21 protein-coding genes are annotated in these 19,039 nt (G+C 62.7%); 6 read left to right on the forward strand and 15 right to left on the reverse strand.

Annotated elements, in window-relative coordinates:
- The first annotated feature begins 57 nt into the window (after positions 1-57).
- Positions 58-1,947, forward strand: coding sequence for an OmpA family protein (locus tag RA21_RS12620; protein ID WP_039149401.1), 1,890 nt, complete (start codon positions 58-60; stop codon positions 1,945-1,947).
- The gene (locus RA21_RS12625) at positions 1,944-2,258 is read left to right on the forward strand and encodes a hypothetical protein (protein WP_019297152.1); all 315 of its coding nucleotides are present in this window, start codon (positions 1,944-1,946) and stop codon (positions 2,256-2,258) included. The genes RA21_RS12620 and RA21_RS12625 overlap by 4 nt, the downstream gene beginning before the upstream one ends.
- Before the next feature lie 333 nt (positions 2,259-2,591).
- Here RA21_RS12625 and RA21_RS12630 read toward each other — a convergent pair whose 3' ends face one another.
- From RA21_RS12630 to RA21_RS12685, 12 genes are all read right to left on the reverse strand, one after another.
- Complete coding sequence (locus tag RA21_RS12630) at positions 2,592-3,038, reverse strand: molybdenum cofactor biosynthesis protein MoaE (protein WP_039149403.1); 447 nt, start codon at positions 3,036-3,038, stop codon at positions 2,592-2,594.
- A 3-nt stretch (positions 3,039-3,041) separates the two neighbouring features.
- Positions 3,042-3,287 (reverse strand): molybdopterin converting factor subunit 1, encoded by a 246-nt coding sequence (moaD, locus tag RA21_RS12635; RefSeq protein WP_019297154.1) that lies wholly within the window; start codon positions 3,285-3,287, stop codon positions 3,042-3,044.
- A complete protein-coding gene (gene pgsA / locus RA21_RS12640) occupies positions 3,287-3,958 on the reverse strand; it encodes a CDP-diacylglycerol--glycerol-3-phosphate 3-phosphatidyltransferase (RefSeq protein ID WP_019297155.1) in 672 nt (223 codons plus the stop codon). The genes moaD and pgsA overlap by 1 nt, the downstream gene beginning before the upstream one ends.
- A 129-nt stretch (positions 3,959-4,087) precedes the next feature.
- Positions 4,088-4,699: a DUF922 domain-containing protein gene (locus RA21_RS12645; RefSeq protein WP_039149406.1), complete on the reverse strand. Its 612-nt coding sequence runs from the start codon at positions 4,697-4,699 to the stop codon at positions 4,088-4,090.
- 70 nt (positions 4,700-4,769) lie between these two features.
- On the reverse strand, positions 4,770-6,662 hold the full coding sequence (gene uvrC, locus RA21_RS12650) for an excinuclease ABC subunit UvrC (protein ID WP_193748070.1): 1,893 nt from the start codon (positions 6,660-6,662) through the stop codon (positions 4,770-4,772).
- A gap of 299 nt (positions 6,663-6,961) precedes the next feature.
- Complete coding sequence (locus RA21_RS12655) at positions 6,962-7,738, reverse strand: SDR family oxidoreductase (protein ID WP_039149410.1); 777 nt, start codon at positions 7,736-7,738, stop codon at positions 6,962-6,964.
- 33 nt (positions 7,739-7,771) lie between these two features.
- Positions 7,772-8,734 carry a calcium/sodium antiporter gene (locus tag RA21_RS12660; RefSeq protein ID WP_019297159.1) on the reverse strand — a complete coding sequence of 321 codons (963 nt, stop codon included), beginning with the start codon at positions 8,732-8,734 and terminating at the stop codon, positions 7,772-7,774.
- Entirely contained in the window at positions 8,731-8,934 is a 204-nt protein-coding gene (locus RA21_RS22640) for a hypothetical protein (RefSeq protein ID WP_152610542.1), read from the reverse strand. The genes RA21_RS12660 and RA21_RS22640 overlap by 4 nt, the downstream gene beginning before the upstream one ends.
- The gene (locus RA21_RS12670) at positions 8,906-9,703 is read right to left on the reverse strand and encodes a S49 family peptidase (RefSeq protein ID WP_029204905.1); all 798 of its coding nucleotides are present in this window, start codon (positions 9,701-9,703) and stop codon (positions 8,906-8,908) included. Before RA21_RS12670 ends, RA21_RS22640 begins: the two co-directional genes overlap by 29 nt.
- 239 nt (positions 9,704-9,942) lie before the next feature.
- Positions 9,943-10,704, reverse strand: coding sequence for an ABC transporter permease (locus RA21_RS12675; RefSeq protein ID WP_019297162.1), 762 nt, complete (start codon positions 10,702-10,704; stop codon positions 9,943-9,945).
- Positions 10,701-11,645 (reverse strand): ABC transporter ATP-binding protein, encoded by a 945-nt coding sequence (locus RA21_RS12680; RefSeq protein WP_039149412.1) that lies wholly within the window; start codon positions 11,643-11,645, stop codon positions 10,701-10,703. The genes RA21_RS12675 and RA21_RS12680 overlap by 4 nt, the downstream gene beginning before the upstream one ends.
- 111 nt (positions 11,646-11,756) lie before the next feature.
- Positions 11,757-12,278, reverse strand: coding sequence for a CoxG family protein (locus RA21_RS12685; RefSeq protein WP_019297164.1), 522 nt, complete (start codon positions 12,276-12,278; stop codon positions 11,757-11,759).
- A gap of 164 nt (positions 12,279-12,442) precedes the next feature.
- Between RA21_RS12685 and RA21_RS12690 the strand changes: the two genes are divergently transcribed.
- Complete coding sequence (locus tag RA21_RS12690) at positions 12,443-13,117, forward strand: NAD(P)-dependent oxidoreductase (RefSeq protein WP_019297165.1); 675 nt, start codon at positions 12,443-12,445, stop codon at positions 13,115-13,117.
- 162 nt (positions 13,118-13,279) lie between these two features.
- Here RA21_RS12690 and pobA read toward each other — a convergent pair whose 3' ends face one another.
- Positions 13,280-14,461: a 4-hydroxybenzoate 3-monooxygenase gene (gene pobA / locus RA21_RS12695; protein ID WP_052257652.1), complete on the reverse strand. Its 1,182-nt coding sequence runs from the start codon at positions 14,459-14,461 to the stop codon at positions 13,280-13,282.
- 104 nt (positions 14,462-14,565) lie between these two features.
- On the opposite strand from pobA, the gene RA21_RS12700 reads away from it, so the two are divergent.
- The gene (locus RA21_RS12700) at positions 14,566-15,426 is read left to right on the forward strand and encodes a helix-turn-helix domain-containing protein (protein ID WP_036762374.1); all 861 of its coding nucleotides are present in this window, start codon (positions 14,566-14,568) and stop codon (positions 15,424-15,426) included.
- Positions 15,427-15,473: 47 nt separating this feature from the next.
- Positions 15,474-16,571 (forward strand): CaiB/BaiF CoA transferase family protein, encoded by a 1,098-nt coding sequence (locus RA21_RS12705; RefSeq protein WP_039149416.1) that lies wholly within the window; start codon positions 15,474-15,476, stop codon positions 16,569-16,571.
- A 2-nt stretch (positions 16,572-16,573) separates the two neighbouring features.
- On the opposite strand, the gene RA21_RS22880 is transcribed toward RA21_RS12705, so the two are convergent.
- Positions 16,574-16,741, reverse strand: coding sequence for a hypothetical protein (locus tag RA21_RS22880; protein WP_019297169.1), 168 nt, complete (start codon positions 16,739-16,741; stop codon positions 16,574-16,576).
- 63 nt (positions 16,742-16,804) lie between these two features.
- Entirely contained in the window at positions 16,805-17,839 is a 1,035-nt protein-coding gene (hemE, locus tag RA21_RS12715; protein WP_039149672.1) for a uroporphyrinogen decarboxylase, read from the reverse strand.
- Between the two features lie 185 nt (positions 17,840-18,024).
- Between hemE and hemC the strand changes: the two genes are divergently transcribed.
- The gene (gene hemC, locus RA21_RS12720) at positions 18,025-18,984 is read left to right on the forward strand and encodes a hydroxymethylbilane synthase (protein WP_039149675.1); all 960 of its coding nucleotides are present in this window, start codon (positions 18,025-18,027) and stop codon (positions 18,982-18,984) included.
- Positions 18,985-19,039: the final 55 nt, after the last annotated feature.

Consider the following 19,039-nt stretch of genomic DNA (forward strand, 5'->3'; position numbering starts at 1 on the left):
AACCGCGGCCCCGCGCAGGGTAAGAGCCACTAACTGACCAAGGGAAACTGCCGCCATATGCGCTTGTCCTCTCTGCTGATCCCAGGCTTGGCCTTCACTGCTGCCGCAGGGCTGAGCCTTGTTGCTGCCGGGTTTGCTGTCACCGCGGTGGAACGCAGCACCGAAACCGGGGTGCGCGAGACACTCGACACCGCAGGCCACACCTGGGCCGAGGTTACGGCCGACGGGCTGCAGGTACTGCTCGAAGGCACCGCCCCGGACGAAGCAACCCGGTTCTCTGTGATTTCGCTTGTCGGCGGCGTCGTCGACGCGGCGCGGATCATCGACGGCATGAAGATCCCCCCGGCCAAAGGTCTGGCGCCACCCCGGTTTTCCGCTGAAATCCTGCGTAACGACAGCGGCATTTCGATCATCGGTCTGATCCCCGCAGGCTCCGGCCGTGCTGCGATGGTCAAACAGTTGAACGCTCTCGCCGGTGAAGGCAGTGTGGCCGACCTCTTGGAAACAGCCAAATATGCCAAGCCCGAGGGCTGGCAACAGGCTTTGGATTTCGCCGTCGAAGCACTGAAGCTGCTGCCCCGCGCCAAGATTTCGGTTGAAGCCGGCGAGGTCTCCATCACCGCAATATCCGGCAGTGAAGAGGCGAAGCATCAGCTGGAAGAGCAGCTTGGCCGTCTGGCCCCCCCGGGGCTGCGGCTGGCGATGGACATTGCGGCGCCGCGTCCGGTGATCACGCCCTTTACCCTGCGGTTCCTGCTAGACAAGGACGGCGCCCAGTTCGACGCCTGCTCTGCCGAGAGCGAGGAAAGCCGCAATCGCATCCTGGAAGCCGCCCGCAAGGCCGGGCTTGAAGGCGAAGCAGACTGCGTGATCGGCATGGGGGTGCCCTCCCCCAATTGGGCCCGCGCGTCGGAACTGAGCATCGCCAGCCTGGCCGAACTGGGCGGCGGGACCGTCACCATTGCCAACGCCGACATTACGCTGGTTGCCGCGGAAGGCACTGCCAGCGGCGCATTCGACCATGTGGTGGGTGAGCTGGAAAGCGCCCTGCCCCGGGTCTTTGCCCTGCACGCAGTTCTGCCGGTGCCAGAGGCCAGCGCCACTGCCGGCCCGCCCGAATTCACCGCAACCCTCAGCCCCGAGGGCCAGGTCCAGCTGCGCGGCCGGCTGAGCGATGCGGCCCTGCGCACGGTGGCCGACAGCTATGCCAAGGCACGTTTTGGCTCCGCCAATGTGCATACCGCCACCCGTGTCGTCGCCGACCTGCCCGCGGATTGGCCGGTTCGGGTGCTGGCCGGGCTGGAGGCGCTTTCCTATCTGCAGCGCGGCTCAGTGACAGTAACCCCGGAAAACCTGGAACTGCGCGGGATGAGCTACCGCAAGGATGCACTTGCCGAGATCTCCCGCTTCCTGTCCGCCAAACTGGGCGAGGCAGAGACTTATGGCCTCGACATCACCTATGAGGAACCACCTGCGCCTGCGGATCAGCCGATCCCGCCGGAGCTTTGCGAGGCACAGCTCGCTGGAGCCCAAGCCGAGTCGAAAATTGCCTTTGAACCCGGTTCCGCCACAATTGCCGCCGAAAGCACCGCCACTATGGACCGGATTGCGGAGGTGCTGGGCAACTGCGGCCCGGTGCGGCTGGAGATTCAGGGCCATACCGACAGCCAGGGCCGCGAAGTGATGAACCAGAACCTGAGCCAGGCACGGGCGCAATCGGTTCTGAACGAGCTGCGCGCGCGCCGGGTGGTGACTTCGACTTTCGCGGCCAAGGGCTATGGCGAAAGTGAGCCGATTGCCGACAACGGCACCGAGGAAGGCCGCGAGGCCAACCGCCGCATCGAGTTCAAACTGGTCCGCCCGGCGGAGCAGACTGAAGTAAATGACGACGACAGCGGCGCGGCCGCCGAAAGCGCAGACGGCGCACAGGAGACACCAGAGGAATGAACAGGACAGAGTTCATCATTACCACCGCGATCATCCTGTTTGCGGCCTTCGCCATGGGCTGGTTCGCCAACTGGCTGGTGCACCGCTTCACCCGCGTGCGTCAGAGCGACGTGGCCGACCTGGACCGGATGAGCCAGGAGCTGCATGAGGCGGAGGAAACCCGCGATCAGGCGATCACCTATCTGCAGCAGCGCGAGGCGGAGCTGACCAATCAGCTGACCCAGACCGAAGCAGAGCTGCGGGCGGCAATGGAGGGCCTGCGCGAGGCCCGCCGCGAAACCGAAGAGCTGCGCAGCCAGATCCCGCACTGAGCAGCTTGAAGCAGCGGGATACTCCCGCGTCTGCAGACCGCGCTGGCTGCGCCATCACAATCTGAACAGACTTGGGCCAAGCGCCGCGCTGTCGCGCGGCGCGGGCGGCTCATACTCCGGCGGGTCAAGGAGGCTGCAGGCCCCGCAAAGCGGCTTGTCCTTGAGGCGCCAGCCTTCAATCACACTCGAACTTGATCTGAAGGGGCAAACCTGCCTCTTCAGGCCTTCTCAGCAAAATGCAAACCGCCGCGCGAAGCGCGGCGCCCGGCCCAACAGGCGGAAATCATCTTTTAATGATTGAACGCTTGGCGGGAGCCCCGTCCGGACCTGGCCTCACCAGCGCTTGAGCGCATCCTCGTCGGCATCTTTGGCCGCGACCCAGTCCGCACTTCCACCGCTGAGGATTTCCTTCTTCCAAAATGGCGCACGGGACTTCAGGTAATCCATCAGATACTCCGCCGCCTCGAAGGCATCCTTCCGATGCCGCGCCGCGGTGGCAACCATCATGATGCGTTCGCCCGGAGCCAGACGGCCATGGCGGTGGATCACCAGCGCATCAGCCAGCGACCAGCGGCTCATGGCCTCCTCGGCTATCGCAGTCAGCGCCTTCTCGGTCATTCCCGGGTAATGCTCTATCTCCATCGCCTGGAGACCGCCCTGATCGGCGTCCCGTACCACACCTGTGAAGGTCACCAACGCACCAGCATTGTTCACACCTGCTGCAAAGGCATCGCTTTCTGCACCTAGTTCAAACGGGGCTTCCTGCACGGAAATCCGCATCGTTCAGCCCCCAGTCATCGGCGGGAAGAAGGCGACCTCGCGCACGCCATCAAGCGGGGCGTCGAATTCCGACAGTTCCTGGTCCAGTGCAACACGCAGCGCAGACAGATCGGCAAAAGCGGCGGCGTAGCGGTCTTCCCGGGCGCGCAGTTCTTCGACCAGGTCCGCGACCGTGGCAGCAGTGGTTTCCACCCGCTCGCGCGGCAAGCCAATGCGCTCGCGCACCCAGGCGAAATACAGGACATCCATCAATGAGCCTCCTTCAAATGCGGCATCGCCTTGCGCAAATAGTCGATCCCGGTGATGGCGGTCAGGGCCGCGGCAATCCACAGCAGCCATAGCCCGATACGGCCAGTCCAGACCATTCCGTCGAATTTCCAGCGCAGGCCCATTTCATCAGAGACCTGGCCGGTCATGATCTGTTCGATCAGCGCCTGATCCATGCCAAACGAGGACATCACCAGATAGTGCTCAAAGATACCCTGCGAGAACAGCGTGGCAATGGCGATCATTTGGGCCGTGGTCTTCCACTTGGCGAGCTTGGTCACTTTCAGCGTGCCGGCCGCTGCACCAAGGTACTCGCGCAGGCCGGACACGAACACCTCGCGGAACAGGATCACAGTGGCGGGCAGCACCAGCCATGGAGTCCAATGTTCAGCTGAATACCCCACCAAGATCATCAGTGCGATGACCACCATTGCCTTGTCAGCAATCGGGTCCAGCATCGCGCCCATCTTGGTTTCCTGCTTCCAGGCGCGCGCAAGATAGCCGTCGAACCAGTCGGTCACCGCCGCAGTCACAAACAGCAGCAGGGCAAACCAGTCCGCATAGGGGCGGCTGAAATACAGGAACATCACGGCCAGGCCGGGCGCTGCGACCAGCCGCAGCAGGGTGAGGATATTGGGCAGAGTCCACTTCATGCGGCGCACATTATCCGTCTGTTTCGCAAGTGGAAAGCGGCGTTAGCCAAAATTCAGCGGCAACAGGCACAGAAGCGCAGCGGCGGGTTGAGGTCATCGAGCGAAGTTTGCACTAGGAGCGCGTCCTCTTCACCCCACCGAAGTATCCAGCAGCGCCCCCTTCTTTTCGCCGTGATGGCTGGTCCGGTCGAATTTCCGGTGCATCTCGTTCAGACGGTCGCGGTCGTCGAATATGTGAATGTTGATCACCCGCATCAGGTCTTCCTGTGCCATCTTCAGTGCATCCGCTTCAGTATCCGCCAGCCCGGTACCCTTGAGCTTGTTCAATTCCTTGGCAATCTTCTCGCATTCCTTCTTGGCCTTGCTCACATGTTCCGCCTCATGCACCAGGCAGCAAGCATAGAAGCGGTACCATTCGATCAGCGCCCGCGGCGACAACCCGCTGACAGAGCGTTTGGGGCATTTGACCGTTGTGTGCAGGATCAGTTTCAGCGCTGAGACCTTGGCCGTCACCTCGAACCAGCCGGTTTTCTTGTCGATCTTAGGTTTGCCGTCAGCCACATATTTGCCCTTGGCCGTCAGGCATTCCAGTTCCGTGGTGGTCAGAAAGGCCACTTTCTTGTTGTCGTTAGGGTCTTTGGGGCCGCTTTTCTTGATGCTCTTGGCAATGTCCGGCAGCGTTTTTCCGGACACCGAATAGGTGTCATAGACAACGTTTTTCACGGTCAGGGAGACAGGCATAATTCCTCCGGGCAGTTAAGGGCTGCCCTTCAGACTTAGCACGATTGCCTCTCAGCCCAAAATCAGCAGCCTACCCCTGCGCGTGGAAGTGGTCATAGATCCGTTCAGCCAGCGCTTCGGAGATCCCATCCACGGCCTTGAGGTCGGCCAGATTGGCGCGGCTCACGGCCTTGGCGCTGCCGAAATGCGCCAGCAGCGCCCGCTTGCGCGAGGCGCCGACACCAGGGACCTCATCCAATGGCGTGGCACTGACCGCCTTGGCGCGTTTGGCGCGGTGGGTGCCAATCGCAAACCGGTGCGCCTCGTCCCGCATCCGCTGGACGAAATAGAGAACCGGGTCATTGCGCTGCAGGGCAAAGGCGCTCTCGCCGGGGCGGTAAAACTCTTCCTTGCCGTGGTCGCGATCCACACCCTTGGCGACGCCGACCATGGGGATGTCCTGAACCCCGTGGGCCTCCATAATCTCTGCCACGGCAGAGACCTGCCCGGCGCCGCCATCGATCAGCAGCAAGTCCGGCCACAAGCCCTTCTCCCGGTCCGGGTCTTCTTTCAGAAGGCGCGAGAAGCGGCGGTTCAGCACTTCCTTCATCATGCCGAAGTCATCGCCCGGCACCAGGTCGTCCCCCCTGATATTGAACTTGCGGTAGGCGTTTTTCATGAAGCCCTCCGGCCCCATCACGATCATGCCGCCCACGGCATTGGTGCCCTGGATATGGGAGTTGTCGTAGACCTCGATCCGCTGCGGCGGGCCGTCCAGGCCGAAAGACTCGGCCAGACCGCGCAGCAGTTTGGCCTGCGTCGCGCTCTCGGCCATGCGGCGGGCCAGGCTTTCGCGCGCGTTGCGCACCGCAAAGGCGACCAGCTCGGTCTTTTCGCCGCGCTGGGGCACCAGCAGCTCGACCTTGCGCTCTACCTTCTCGCTCAGCGCAGCCTCCATCAGGTCAGCGTTTTCGATACCGTCGGACAGGATCAGCTGCCGCGGCGGCTCCTTGTTGCTGTAAAACTGGCCTAGGAAGGCCTCCAAGATCTCTGCCGGGCTGTTGTCCGCATCCACCCGCGGGTAGAAATCCTGGTTGCCCCAGTTCTGGTTGGCGCGGATGAAGAAGACCTGCACGCAGGCCTGGCCGCCATCCATGTGCAGGCCGATCACATCCGCCTCCGCCACCCCGCGCGGGTTGATACCCTGCGAAGTCTGCACCTGGGTCAGCGCCTTGATCCGGTCGCGCAGCGCGGCGGCGCGCTCGAACTCCATGGCCTCGGATGCGGCCATCATCTGCTCGGCCAGTTCCTCCTGCACCTTGGTGGAGCGGCCGGACAGGAACCGTTCGGCGTCACGCACGCTGGCGGCATAATCCTCCTCGCTGATCAGCCCAGTGCAGGGCGCTGTGCAGCGCTTGATCTGGTACTGCAGGCAGGGCCGCGTGCGGGTCTCGAACATCGAATCCGAGCAGTTGCGCAACAGGAACGCCTTTTGCAGCTGGTTGAGCGTCCGGTTCACCGCGCCTGCGCTGGCGAAGGGGCCGAAATAGCTGCCCTTCTGCTTGCGGGCGCCGCGGTGCTTCTTGATCTGCGGAAAAGCATGATCCTTGGCCACCAGGATATTGGGGAAACTTTTGTCGTCGCGCAGCAGCACGTTGTACTTGGGCTTCAGCTGCTTGATCAGGTTTTGTTCCAGCAGCAACGCCTCGGTTTCCGTCCGGGTGGTCAGAAACATCATCGAGGCAGTCAGAGCGATCATCCGCTCGATCCGCGGACTGTTGCCGGGACGGGTGTAGTTCGACACCCGCGCCTTCAAATTGCGCGCCTTGCCGACATAAAGCACCCGGCTGTCCGCATCCAGCATCCGGTAGACGCCGGGCGATGCGTCCAGAGTTTTCACATAATCCTGAATCACGGCATAGCCGGTGCGGACAGGCGAATCCGGGGCAGTTTCGGAAGGCTGGTCAGTCATGCGCCAAGACATATGATTCCCCGGCGATGGCTGCAATGTTTGCGTGCCAGGATCAAGAGCGGGGAAATCCACGGAAGCTGTGGATAACTGCGGAGATATCTTTGGGCTATCCCGCCTTTTCTCTTATTTCAGAGCGGTTTTGGACAAATGCCTAAATTTTAGGCGCCCTGTTAAAGTGCTGATTTAACGCAAAATTTTTCACGCTACCTGTCAAGGTTTTGAAAAGAAAGGCACTTTTGTAACGCTTCCGTGACGATAGGTGAGCCGGTGCAAAACTTGCAGCGAAAGGGACGGTTTTCCCGGCGTTTGCGTCACTCAAGACCGTCGCTGTCCGGGGTCTGCCAACCCAGGTGCTGACCGCCGTCGACGCAGATCATCTGGCCCGTCACGGCCTTTGCCTGCAGCAAATAGCTAAGAGCCGCGGTAACATCCCCCGCATCCGCGCCGCGCTGCAAAATAGTGGCCTTACGCTGGCGGTCGAATTGCTCCGCGCTCTGCCGCGGCCCTTGCAGGGTCGGGCCTGGACCGATGGCGTTGACGCGGATCCGCGGAGCCAGCGCCTGCGCTGCCGTCTGCGTCAAGGTCCACAGCGCTGATTTGGCCAGGGTGTAGCTCATGAATTCAGGTGTCAGCTTGCGCACCCGCTGGTCGATCATATTGACTGCCAGGCCCCAGGCTCGCGGCTCGCCGGTAGCATCCAAGTCAACCGGAATGTCCTGCGCCGCCATCGCTTGCAGCAGCACAAACGGCGCCCGCAAATTGCTGTCCAGATGCCGGTCCCAGCTGCCGCGGGTGGCCGTGGCCAGTGTGTCATGCTCGAACACGGAGGCATTGTTGATCAGGCAGGTAACCGGACCGCCCAGCGCTTCCGCTGCCCGCGGCAGCAGCGCCTGGGCTTGGTACTCTTCCAGCAGGTCCGCCTGCAACGCGACCGCCTGGCAGCCCTTTGCACGGATATGATTGACCGTATCCTGAGCCTCATCAGCTGAAGAGGCATAGTGGATAGCGACATCGTATCCTTGCGCCGCAAGCTCCAAAGCCATGGCACGCCCCAGCCGCCTGCCCGCTCCGGTCACCAATGCCCGCATCTGTGCCTCCCTGCTGAAAATGCAGAGAAACAGTTAAAACAGGACGGCCATATAAGCCAGATAAAGCGCAGTCAGAATTACACCCCAAATCCGGGTGATGTCCTGTTTGAAAAAGACAAAGGGGATAAGCAGCAGCGAGGCCCCCAGCATCACCCACAGATCGAACTGCAGGAACTCCGGATCCACGCTGATCGGGCCAACAAAGGTGGCGATGCCTATGATGGCCAGCAGGTTGAACATGTTGGAGCCGATCACATTACCCAGCGCCACATCCGCCTGGCGGCGCAGCGCCGCCATCACAGTGGTGGCCAGCTCCGGCAGCGAGGTGCCGACCGCCACCAGCGTCAGGCCGATGACCGTTTCGCTGATGCCGTAGGTGCGCGCAATGATGCTGGCATTGTCCACCAGCAAGTCGGCGCCCAGCGGCAGGCCGATCAATCCCAGCAGCAAGTAGATACAGACACGCCAATAGGGCATGTCAGGGTCGGCTTCCTCGATCTCTTCCAGATCCGCATCAGCGGCGCAGCCATTGCCTTTGCCGTTACGGCGGTGGTTGCGCGCCTCGCGGAAGGCGATACCCAGCACCACGGACAGCGCGGCCAGCAAGATCAGGCCGGACCAGATGGTGAAAGTGCCGCAAAAGGCCAGGCCGATGAACAGCACCGACGCGCCGAGCATGAAGATATAGTTCTTGCGTGTGCTGCATTCGCTGGTGTGCAATGCACGCATGAGGGCCGGTATGCCCAGCACCAGCAGGATATTGGCAGTGTTGGAGCCCACCACATTGCCCATTGCGATGCCATCGGCCCCCTCATGCACGGCACTGATGGCGATCAGCAGCTCCGGTGCCGAAGTGCCGAAGGCGACGATGGTCAGGCTGACAATCAGCGCAGGAACCCCCAGCCGCAGGCTGAGGTTCACCGCACCACGCACCAGCGCGTCTCCCGCCAGCAGCAGGATGACCAAACCAAGCGCCGAATACAGCCATGGCATCATTTGCCACGATCCCCCTTCTTACAGGCGCACGGCCCCTTGCCGATCTTGAAGCGGCCGCAGGACGGGCAGCGCCTGGAATTTATTTGCTTCTGGCCGGGAAACCGCAGCTTGCCGAACATCGCCAGCACAGCCATCACCACCAGAAAGATTGCAACGATCTTGAACAGCACGTCAGAGACCGAAACGCGCGTATTCGGCACGCTCCTCGATCCCGGCCAGCGCATCCTGCGCGACCTGCATGCCAAAGCGGCTCAGCAGCGGTTTCTTCAGGCCATAGCGGCGGAAGCGGACCTTCTCGCCAAACCGTTCCTGCATTTTGGGCTTCAAGTGGCCGATGCCGTCGATCAGCCCCAGTTCCTCGGCCCGGCGCGCCAGCCAGATTTCGCCGGTGAACAGGCTCTCTTCGCTGTGCAGCTTGGAGCCGCGGCGCTCGGTGACGTGGTCGATAAAATTGGCGTGGATGTCGTTCAGGATCACCTTGAGGCGCTTCACATCCTCAGGGTTTTCCGGGCGGAACGGGTCCAGCATCGATTTGCTCTCACCCGCGGTATAAACCCGCCGCTCCACCCCTTGGCGGGCCAGCAGCACATGCGCCCCAAATCCAGCAGAGATAACCCCGACTGAACCCAGAACGGAACTAGCGTCGGCCCAGATTTCATCCGCGGCCGCCGCCAGCCAATAGCCGCCAGAGGCGGCAACATCTTCGACAAAGGCATAGACCGGCACTTCCAGCTCTTCCGACAGCCGCCGGATGCGGGCGCCGATCAGCGAGCTTTGCACCGGCGAGCCTCCGGGCGAATTAATCTCCAGCGCCACGGCGGCGGGCTTGCCCTTGCGGAAGGCACGCTCCAATACCGGGGCCAGTGCTGCATCGCTCAGGGAGCCGCGCCCGGGCATTCCGATAGCGCCATTGAGGCGAACCACTGCCACCAGCGGCTGTCTTTTCAGGAAAGGCAGGTGAAATCTCATGGCGCCGATGTAGAGGGCCGCCCGGGGTGAAACAAGGTGCGCGGTCTTGGGAATTGGCGTGAAATGCAAAAACCGCACAGTCGCGGGCATAATTGCAACGCTGGTTTGCGCACGGCAAATAGCACGGCTGCTTGCCAGCCACTAAGGTCAGCGGCTTGCAGCTGTTGCCTCCCGCGGAGCCAGCACCGTGCTAACGCTCGGAACTGGCTGCAGGCGCAACATCGTGCATCAGCGCCGGGTCACGCGCGGATGCGCCAGCCCGTTTTGAAGATCCACCAGATCACGCCCACGCAAGCGAGAGTAAACCCTCCAATGGCACAAAGGCTCAGCAGCACAGGCACATCCGCCTGGCCGAAAAAGGCCCAGCGGAAGCCGGAGACCAGGTAGACTACAGGGTTGAACAAGGTGATCGTCTGCCAGACCGGCGGCAGCATAGAGATCGAGTAGAATGACCCGCCCAGGAACACCAGCGGTGTCACCACCAGGAGCGGCACCAGCTGCAGCTGTTCGAAATTCCCGGCCCAGATTCCAATAATGAACCCCATCAGTGAGAAGCTGAGGCAGGTCAGCACAAGAAACGCCACCATCGCCAGCGGATGCTGGACCGAAAGATCCACAAACAGCGAGGCCGTGCAGAGGATCACCGTGCCGATAAACAGCGACTTAGTCGCCGCCGCGCCGACAAAGCCCGCCACGACCTCCAGAAAGTTGATCGGCGCCGACAGGATCTCATAGATATTGCCGATGAATTTCGGGAAGTAGATCCCGAAAGATGCGTTGGAGATGCTCTGCGTGATCACCGACAGCATCACCAGCCCCGGCACGATGAAGGCGCCGTATTCGACCCCGTCAACCTCCTGGATGCGGCTGCCGATGGCGCTGCCGAACACCACGAAATAGAGCGAGGTGGACAGAACAGGCGAAATAAAGCTTTGCAGAAAAGTGCGCCAGAACCGTGCCATTTCCGCCTTGTAGATGGTGGCTACTGCTGTCCAGTTCATGCTGCATCCTCCGACGCCGCGCCAGCCGAAACCAGGCCGACAAAGATATCTTCCAGACTGGATTCGCGGGTCTGCACATCCGCCAGCACCAGCCCTGCCTCCGCCACATCGTTCAAAAGCGTGGTGATACCGGTGCGCTCCGCCCGGGTGTCATAGGTATAAAGCAAGGCATCACCGCCGTTGACGATCTGCAGATTGTGCTGCGCCAGCGCCGCGGGGATAACCTCGACCGGTGCAGTCAGCTGCACCTCCAGCTGTTTCTGCCCCATTCGGGCCATCAACTGCTCCTTTTCCTCGACCAGCAGCAGCTCGCCGCCGGTGATCACACCGACCCGGTCGGCAATCGCTTCGGCTTCCTCGATGTAGTGGGTGGTCAGGATGATGGTGACCCCGTCCGCCTTCAGTTCCCGGACGATCTCCCACATGTCCTTGCGCAGCTCGACGTCAACGCCCGCGGTCGGCTCATCCAGGAACAGGATGCGCGGCTCATGCGCCAGCGCCTTGGCAATCAGCACCCGCCGCTTCATGCCCCCCGACAGGTCCATGATCCGGCTGTCCCGCTTCTCCCACAGCGACAGTTTGCGCAAGACCTCCTCCACCAGCACGGTATCGGCAGGCTTGCCGAACAGGCCTCGGGAAAACGTGACAGTATCCAGAACCTTGGTGAAGGGCTCCAGCGTGATCTCCTGCGGCACCAGACCGATCAGGGCACGCGCCTGCCGGAACTGGCCGACATTGTCGAACCCGCCCACACTGACAACCCCGGAGGTCGCGGTGGTAATGCCGCAAATAGTTGAAATCAGCGTGGTCTTGCCCGCACCATTGGGGCCGAGCAGGGCAAGGATTTCACCCTCTTCAATTTCCAGAGAAACGCCTTTCAGCGCCTGGAAACCGCCATCGTATGTTTTGCGCAGATCGCGGATAGACAGGATCGCCGCCATGGTGCCTCCGGGATGGTCTTAAATCCCGGCCACCCTAGCGGCGGTTTGCCGCGCCTGCCAGCCCTGCCCGCAGGATCACGCCGCAGAATAAACTGTGCGCCAGCGCAGGGGTCAGCCGCGGCCTGTCACCTTGCTGAACCAGCCCTTCTTTTCCTCACCCTCTTCCGGTGCATCGCCATCCTGGTTTTCATCTTCCGGCGCCAGATGCGCCTGAAGATTGGCAAAGAACTGATCCGCCATCTTTTTGGCAAAGCCGTCAATGATCCGGCTGCCCAGCTGCGCCAGCTTGCCGCCGACCTTAGCTTCAACGTCATAAGACAACAGCGTGCCGGTTTCAGACGGCGCCAAAGTCACGACAGCACCGCCCTTGGCAAATCCAGCCGCGCCGCCTTTGCCTTCGCCGGAGATGGTCAGTTTTTCGTTTTCAATCAGATCCGACAGCGTGACCTGTCCCTTGAAAGTGGCTTTGACCGGCCCGACCTTCTGGGTGACCGTGGCCTCAAAGCCGTCTTCCGGCGTGCCGGTCACCTCCTGCGCACCGGGCACGCAGGCCTGCAGCACCTCCGGCGTCAGCAGCGCTGTATAGACAGTTGCCGGATCGGCGGCGATCTCTTTCTGGTCACTCATCTGCATAGGCTGGGCCTCCCTGGCGCTCCGTTGCGGTTCCCTTCAGACCTAGCCGCCCTGCCCCGCCCTGCCAAGCCCGCGGCGGCCATAAGCACCCAGCCGGGCAGTTTTATCTTGACGTCAAGATTTATGGCTATATATCTCGACATCAAGACAACCAGGAGAGCGTCATGAAAATCATTCTTTTCGGTGCCACCGGCGACGTAGGCAGCGCAGCCTTGAAAGCGGCAGTATCCCGTGGCCACCACGTGACCGCAGTGGCGCGCCAGCCGCAGGCGCTGGCCGCCATCAGCCCGAATGTCACACCGTTTGCATTGGATCTGCTGAAAGACCCTGACGCTGCGGCCGCAGCTGCCAAGGGGCATGACCTGGTGATCAGCGCCCTGCGCCCGTCTGCAGGACGCGAGGCAGATCTGGTACCGTTGACCCGCACCGCACTGGCTGCTGCACGGCAGGCAGGCATCCCCGCACTGGTGACCGGCGGCGCCGCGACGCTGAAGCTGGCAGATGGCAGCGGCCATACGGTGCTGACTGCACCGGGTTTCCTGCCCGATGGCGTCCGCCCAATCGCCGAGGCCTGCGCCGCACAGGACGCCCTGCTGGACGCAGAGACCGAAGCGCAATGGACCTGCCTCCGCCCGCCCGCGATGCTGGCAGAAGGGCCGCAGACCGGCAGCTACCGCTTTGGAACTGACACGCTGGTCACGGATGCTGAGGGCAACTCGCAAATCTCCTTTGCAGATTTCGGCGCAGCGTTGCTGGATCTAGCTGAGGCTCCGCGCGGAAGCAGCCGGAAGCTGACGGTCGCCTGGGGCGCTCCCGCCCCTGCCCTGGCGGCCGGCTGACGCCGGACCTTGAGCCGCGTTGGGCCAGGCAGCACGCAAGGCGCACTGCCGCGCCGCGCTTCTGCGCGGCGCCAGACCCAAGGCTTGGCCGGGCATCTTCGATGCACTGACAAGGCACGGGAGCCCCTGCTTTCGAGTAATAAAGCGAGTCCTCCACAGCAGTCAGTAAGGAAGCCCCACATAGTTCTCAGCCAGCGAGACCTGTGCTGCTTCTGAGGAAAACAGGTAATCCAGTTCCGCCCTTTGCAGCCTCAGGTCGGTCTCCGACCCCTCCGGCGCCCTGTGCAGCAGGTTGGTCATCCACCAGCTGAACCGCTCCGCCTTCCAAACCCGCGCCAGCGCCTTTTCCGAATAGGCGTCCAGCCCGGTACTGTCACCCTTCAGGTAGTGATCCAGGAAACCGTGGTAGAGATAGTGGATGTCTGACGCCGCCAGGTTCAGCCCCTTGGCACCGGTAGGCGGCACGATATGGGCCGCGTCGCCTGCCAGGAGGAGATTGCCATAGCGCATCGGCTCGGCCACAAAGCTGCGCAGCGGCGCGATTGATTTCTCGATCGACGGGCCGGTCTGCAGGCCCGCCGCCACGTCCGCGGGCAGCCGCCGCTTCAACTCCTCCCAGAACGCCGCATCGCTCCAATCCTCCACGCGGTCGGTCAGCGGCACCTGGATGTAATAGCGGCTCAGCACCCGGCTGCGCAGCGAGCAGAGGGCAAAACCGCGCTCATGCCGTGCATAAATCAGCTCTTCGGCCACTGGCGGTGTCTCTGACAGTACCCCCAGCCAGCCAAAGGGGTAGACCTTCTCATATTCCTTCAGCACATCAGACGGGATCGACTTGCGGCTGACTCCGTGGAACCCGTCGGCGCCGACGATGAAATCGCACTCTGCCCGCTGCGCCTCTCCATTCTGCTCCCAAGTCACAAAGGGGCGCGCTTCGGTCAGGGCCTGCGGCTGCACATTCTGCGCCTCGTGAATGACCGCGCCGCCCATTGCGTCCCGCGCTTCATACAGGTCACGGGTCACTTCAGTCTGGCCGTAGACCACCACCGTGTCGCCGCCGGTGCGGCCTGCCAGGTCGATGCGGTCCAACTGTCCCTGATGGGCGATGAGAAAACCTTCGTGGATCTCCCCCTCGCGGTCCATGCGGGCGCCGCAGCCCGCCTCGCGCATGAGGTTGACGAAACCATGCTCCAGCACCCCTGCCCGGATGCGGCCCAGCACATGCTCCCGGGTATGCTTTTCCAGCACGATCGAGCCGATCCCCTTGCAGTGCAAGAGCTGCGACAGCAGCAGCCCCGAAGGCCCGCCGCCAATGATGACAACCTGCGTCTGATGCGTGGACATGCGCATTCCCCTGTTTGCTTTCTGCATTCGTGCACCAAAGATTATGCGATGGCCGCCCAGGCTTGCGAATGGACCAAGCGCGTCATGTCCTGTACATTTCGAACATGACGCCGAAACCTCGGATAGATAGCTACAACTTGTTCGGCGAAACAGCCGAACTGGCCGATGTGCTGCATATTGAGACGATCCGAGCCCGTTCAGAGCTGCACGACTGGGAATTGCGGCCGCACCGTCACGCGCGGCTGCATCAGCTTTTGCTTCTGAGCGAAGGCGGCGGCAGGGCTGAAATTGACGGAATCAGCCATTCCCTTGCCCCGCCTTGCCTGGTCAATGTGCCCCGCGGCGTGGTGCATGGCTTCAGTTTTGGCCCCTGCACCTCAGGCTGGGTCATGACCCTCGCTTCTGAGTTCCTGGATCAGAACCTGTTTCCAAGTGAGGGGCTACGCGCGCGGCTGGACCTGCCCGCTGTGCTGCCGCTGCCTGCCGGATTGCAAAACCTTGCAGAGCAGCTCTACCGTGAATACGGCTGCCGGGACTTTGGCCACGCCCAGATGCTGCGCGGGCTGGCGCTTTCACTCACCGCTGCGGCGGCGCGCGCCATTGCCGACGATCAGGATGCAGCGTCACATTCGCTGGCCAGCCCCTTATTTGCACGCTTTGAGGCACTGGTGGAGCGCGATTTCCGCCAGCGCCGCACGCTTGCGGATTATGCCGGCGAACTGGCCGTTTCCGCCACCCATCTCAATCGCATTGCCCATCAGGCAACCGGGCAGTCCGCCTCTGCGCTGATCAAGGCCCGCGTTCTGCGCGAGGCACGGCGGCTGCTGATCTACACAAACCTGACCGCCGCTCAGATCGCTTATGAGCTGGGCTTCAACGATCCCGCCCATTTCAGCCGGGTCTTTGCCAATGGTACCGGAATGCCGCCACGGAAATTCCGCCAGCAGCTTGCCCGAAACGCCTGAGCCGCCGCAGACTGGCCGGAACCGAACACCGCAAACAGGGGCACCATATGCTGCAAGGGATCCGCATTCTGGAAGTTGAAGGCCTGGGCCCCGGCCCCTTTGCCGCGATGACACTGGCGGACCTCGGGGCAGAGGTTATCTGCGTGCACCGGCCGTACACCGCCCGTACACCGGCCCGTGCACCGGGAATGCCTGAAACCTCGCTGCTGGACCGCGGCAAGCGGTCGGTAATGCTGGACCTGAAGGACCCGGACGGAGCGAAAACATTCCTGAAACTTGCCAAAAACGCACATGGGCTGATCGAGGGTTTCCGTCCTGGCGTGATGGAGCGGCTGGAGCTCGGTCCGGCAGAGTGCCATGCAGTGAACCCGGGCCTGGTCTATGGCCGGATGACGGGCTGGGGCCAGGACAGCCCGCAGGCCCATGCAGCGGGACATGACCTCAATTACATCTCGCTGTCCGGCGCGCTGTGGTACGCCTCGAACCCAGGCGATGCGCCACTGACACCCGCCACGCTGGTCGGCGATATCGGCGGCGGCGCGATGTATCTGGTGGCGGGCATGCTGGCAGGTCTTCTCAAGGCGAAATCCACCGGCGAGGGCTGCGTGGTGGATGCCGCGATCTATGACGGGTCAGCCCATATGATGAACCTGCTGATGAGCATCCGCCAGGCCGGGAACTTTGGCGTCACACGTGGAGCAAACCTGCTAGACGGGCCGCATTGGTGCCGCACCTATGCCTGTGCCGATGGCGGCTATGTTTCCGTGCAATGCCTGGAGCCGAAGTTCTATACGCTGTTTCTGGAGAAGCTGGGGCTGTCGAAGGATCCCGAGTTCCAGCAGCAGTTCAACAAGGCGCTTTGGCCCACGCTGACCGGCCGCCTGGCCGGAATCTTTGCCAGCCAGCCGCGCGATCACTGGGCGGCGCTGTTCGAGGGATCAGATGCCTGTGTGGCCCCGGTGCTGAACCCGGAGGAGGCAATGGCGCATCCAATGAATGCGCGCGGCACCTGGGTGGAGGCAGACGGTGTGCTGCAAGCCGCCCCTGCCCCGCGGTTTTCCAGCCAGCCGGAATGGACACCGCCGGAGATCCCCCGGCGCGGCCAGCACACGGAGGAAATCCTGGCAGAACTGGCCCGGACGTAGGGTCAGTCTTCTTTTTTGGCCTTTTCAGCCGCAGCTTTCATCCGCTTGAGCAGTTCGGTCTTGTCCGCCTGCTTGCCAAAAGGGTTCTTCTTGGTGCCCTTGGCGTTATGTTCCGCGTGGCGGGGCTTGTTGCTGCCCATGCGGGCGCCGCCCATTCTGCTGTAGTCCATCGTGAGACCTCTGGATGTATCCGAAGATGCGGCTATTGCCGCATCTTTCAGGCTAACACAAGATCAGCCGTTGCGGACGGTGTCGATCATCAGCTGCACGTTGTCCGGGTTGGCATCCGGGGTGATGCCGTGGCCCAGGTTGAAGATGTGCGGGCCGTTCCTGAAGGCCTCGACGATGCGGCGGGTCTCGTCCACCAGTTCCTGCCCGCCGGTCACCATGTGGCGGGAGGCGAGGTTGCCCTGCACGCAGCCGTCCACCTGCAGATTGGCGGCAGCCCAGGCCGGATCAACCGCGTTGTCGAGCGCCACGCAGTCGACGCCGGTCGCCTTGGCAAAACCCACATATTTTTCACCCGCTTCGCGCGGGAAGCCGATAACGGGGATGCCCGGGTGGCGTTCCTTCAGCGCAGCGGTGATCTGGCGGCAGGGTTCCAACGCATATTTCTGGAACGCCTCGCCCTTCAGCGAACCGGCCCAGCTGTCGAATATCTTGACCACTTCGGCGCCGGCCTCGATCTGCTTGGAAAGGTAGTCGATGGTCGCCTCGGTAATGCGCGCCAGAAGTGCTTCGAACAGGGCGGTGTTTTCTTCACGCAAGGCGTGGGCGGGCCCCTGGTCCGGGGTGCCGCGGCCAGCGATCATATAGGTGGCCACGGTCCAGGGTGCGCCGGCAAAGCCAATCAGCGTGGTTTCGGACGGCAGCTCGCGCGACAGGATGCGAATGGTTTCGTAAATCGGGTTCAGCGTCTCGTGGATGTCGGAGGCCGGACCCAGCTTGGCAAAATCCGCCTCGGTGGTGATGGTCGACAGCCGCGGGCCTTCGCCGGTCACGAACCACAGGTCGGTGCCCAGCGCCTGCGGGATCAGCAGGATGTCGGCAAACAGGATCGCCGCATCAAAGCCGTAGCGGCGGATCGGCTGCAGCGTTACTTCGGCAGCCAGATCGGAATTATAGCAGAGCGACAGGAAATCCCCGGCCTCAGCCCGCGTGGCGCGGTATTCCGGCAGGTAGCGGCCCGCCTGGCGCATCATCCAGATAGGCGGCACATCCTGTTTCTCACCCGCCAATGCGCGCAGCAGCTTCTTTTGTCCGGCCATGGTCATCCTCTTTGTCAGCTGGCTCCTGAGGTCATGCCTGAGAGGCGGAATGTCAAGAGCAGGGGCGATGTGCCGCGCCCGGCGCGGTTGCGCCTTGTCCTATGTCAAGGCCCGCGCGCCCGGCCCGTGGGAGATGCGCAAAAACCGGTTTCCTCCGGGATGCAAACTGATTTATGGCTTTCTGCATGACACTGACCCTGCCCTCCCCCGCTTCGCCCCTGAAGATTGGCACCCGCGGATCGCCGCTGGCGCTGGCCCAGGCGTATGAGACCCGCGCGCGCCTGGCCGCGGCCTTTGATCTGCCGCAGGAGGCGTTCGAGATCGTGGTGATCAAGACCACCGGCGACAATCAGGCGCTGATTGCAGCGGACAAGCCGCTGAAGGAATTGGGCGGCAAGGGGCTGTTCACCAAGGAGATCGAAGAGGACCTGTTGTCGGGTGCCATCGACATCGCGGTGCATTCGATGAAGGACATGCCGGTCGCGCAGCCGGAGGGGCTGGCGCTGGACACCTATCTGCCGCGCGAGGACGTGCGGGATGCGTTTATTTCCCCTGCGCTGAAGTCCTTGCATGATCTGGCGGAGGGCGCGGTGGTCGGCACCTCATCGCTGCGCCGCCGGGCGCAGCTGCTCAATCGCCGCCCGGACCTGAAGGTGGTGGAGTTCCGCGGCAATGTGCAGACCCGCCTGCGCAAACTGTCCGAGGGCGTGGCGGAGTGCACCTTCCTGGCGATGGCGGGCCTGAACCGTCTGGCGATGGACGATGTGCCTGCCACCGCGATTGAGACCAGCGACATGCTGCCCGCGGTGGCGCAGGGCGCCATCGGCATCGAGCGGCGTTCGGATGACAGCCGCGCAGGCGACATGCTGGCGGCGATCCATGACCATGAGACGGGTCAGCGGCTGGCGGCGGAGCGCGCCTTTCTGGCCGCGCTTGATGGTTCCTGCGAGACGCCGATTGCGGGGCTGGCGGAGCTGGACGGCACCACTCTGCGCCTGCGCGGCGAGGTGCTGCGGCCGGATGGCTCGGAAGCGATCAGTGACGACCAGACCTGTGCAGTCGAGGACGGTGCGGAGCTGGGTCGGGAGATGGCGGCCAAGCTGCTGGAGAAGGCCGGCAAGGGCTTCTTCGACTGGAAGGCCTGAAGCGAGGCGCTGCCTCGCGCTCCGGGGTAATTGGGGCCAGATGAATTGAGGATCC

Source organism: Leisingera sp. ANG-DT, from assembly GCF_000813785.1.
GTDB lineage: Bacteria > Pseudomonadota > Alphaproteobacteria > Rhodobacterales > Rhodobacteraceae > Leisingera.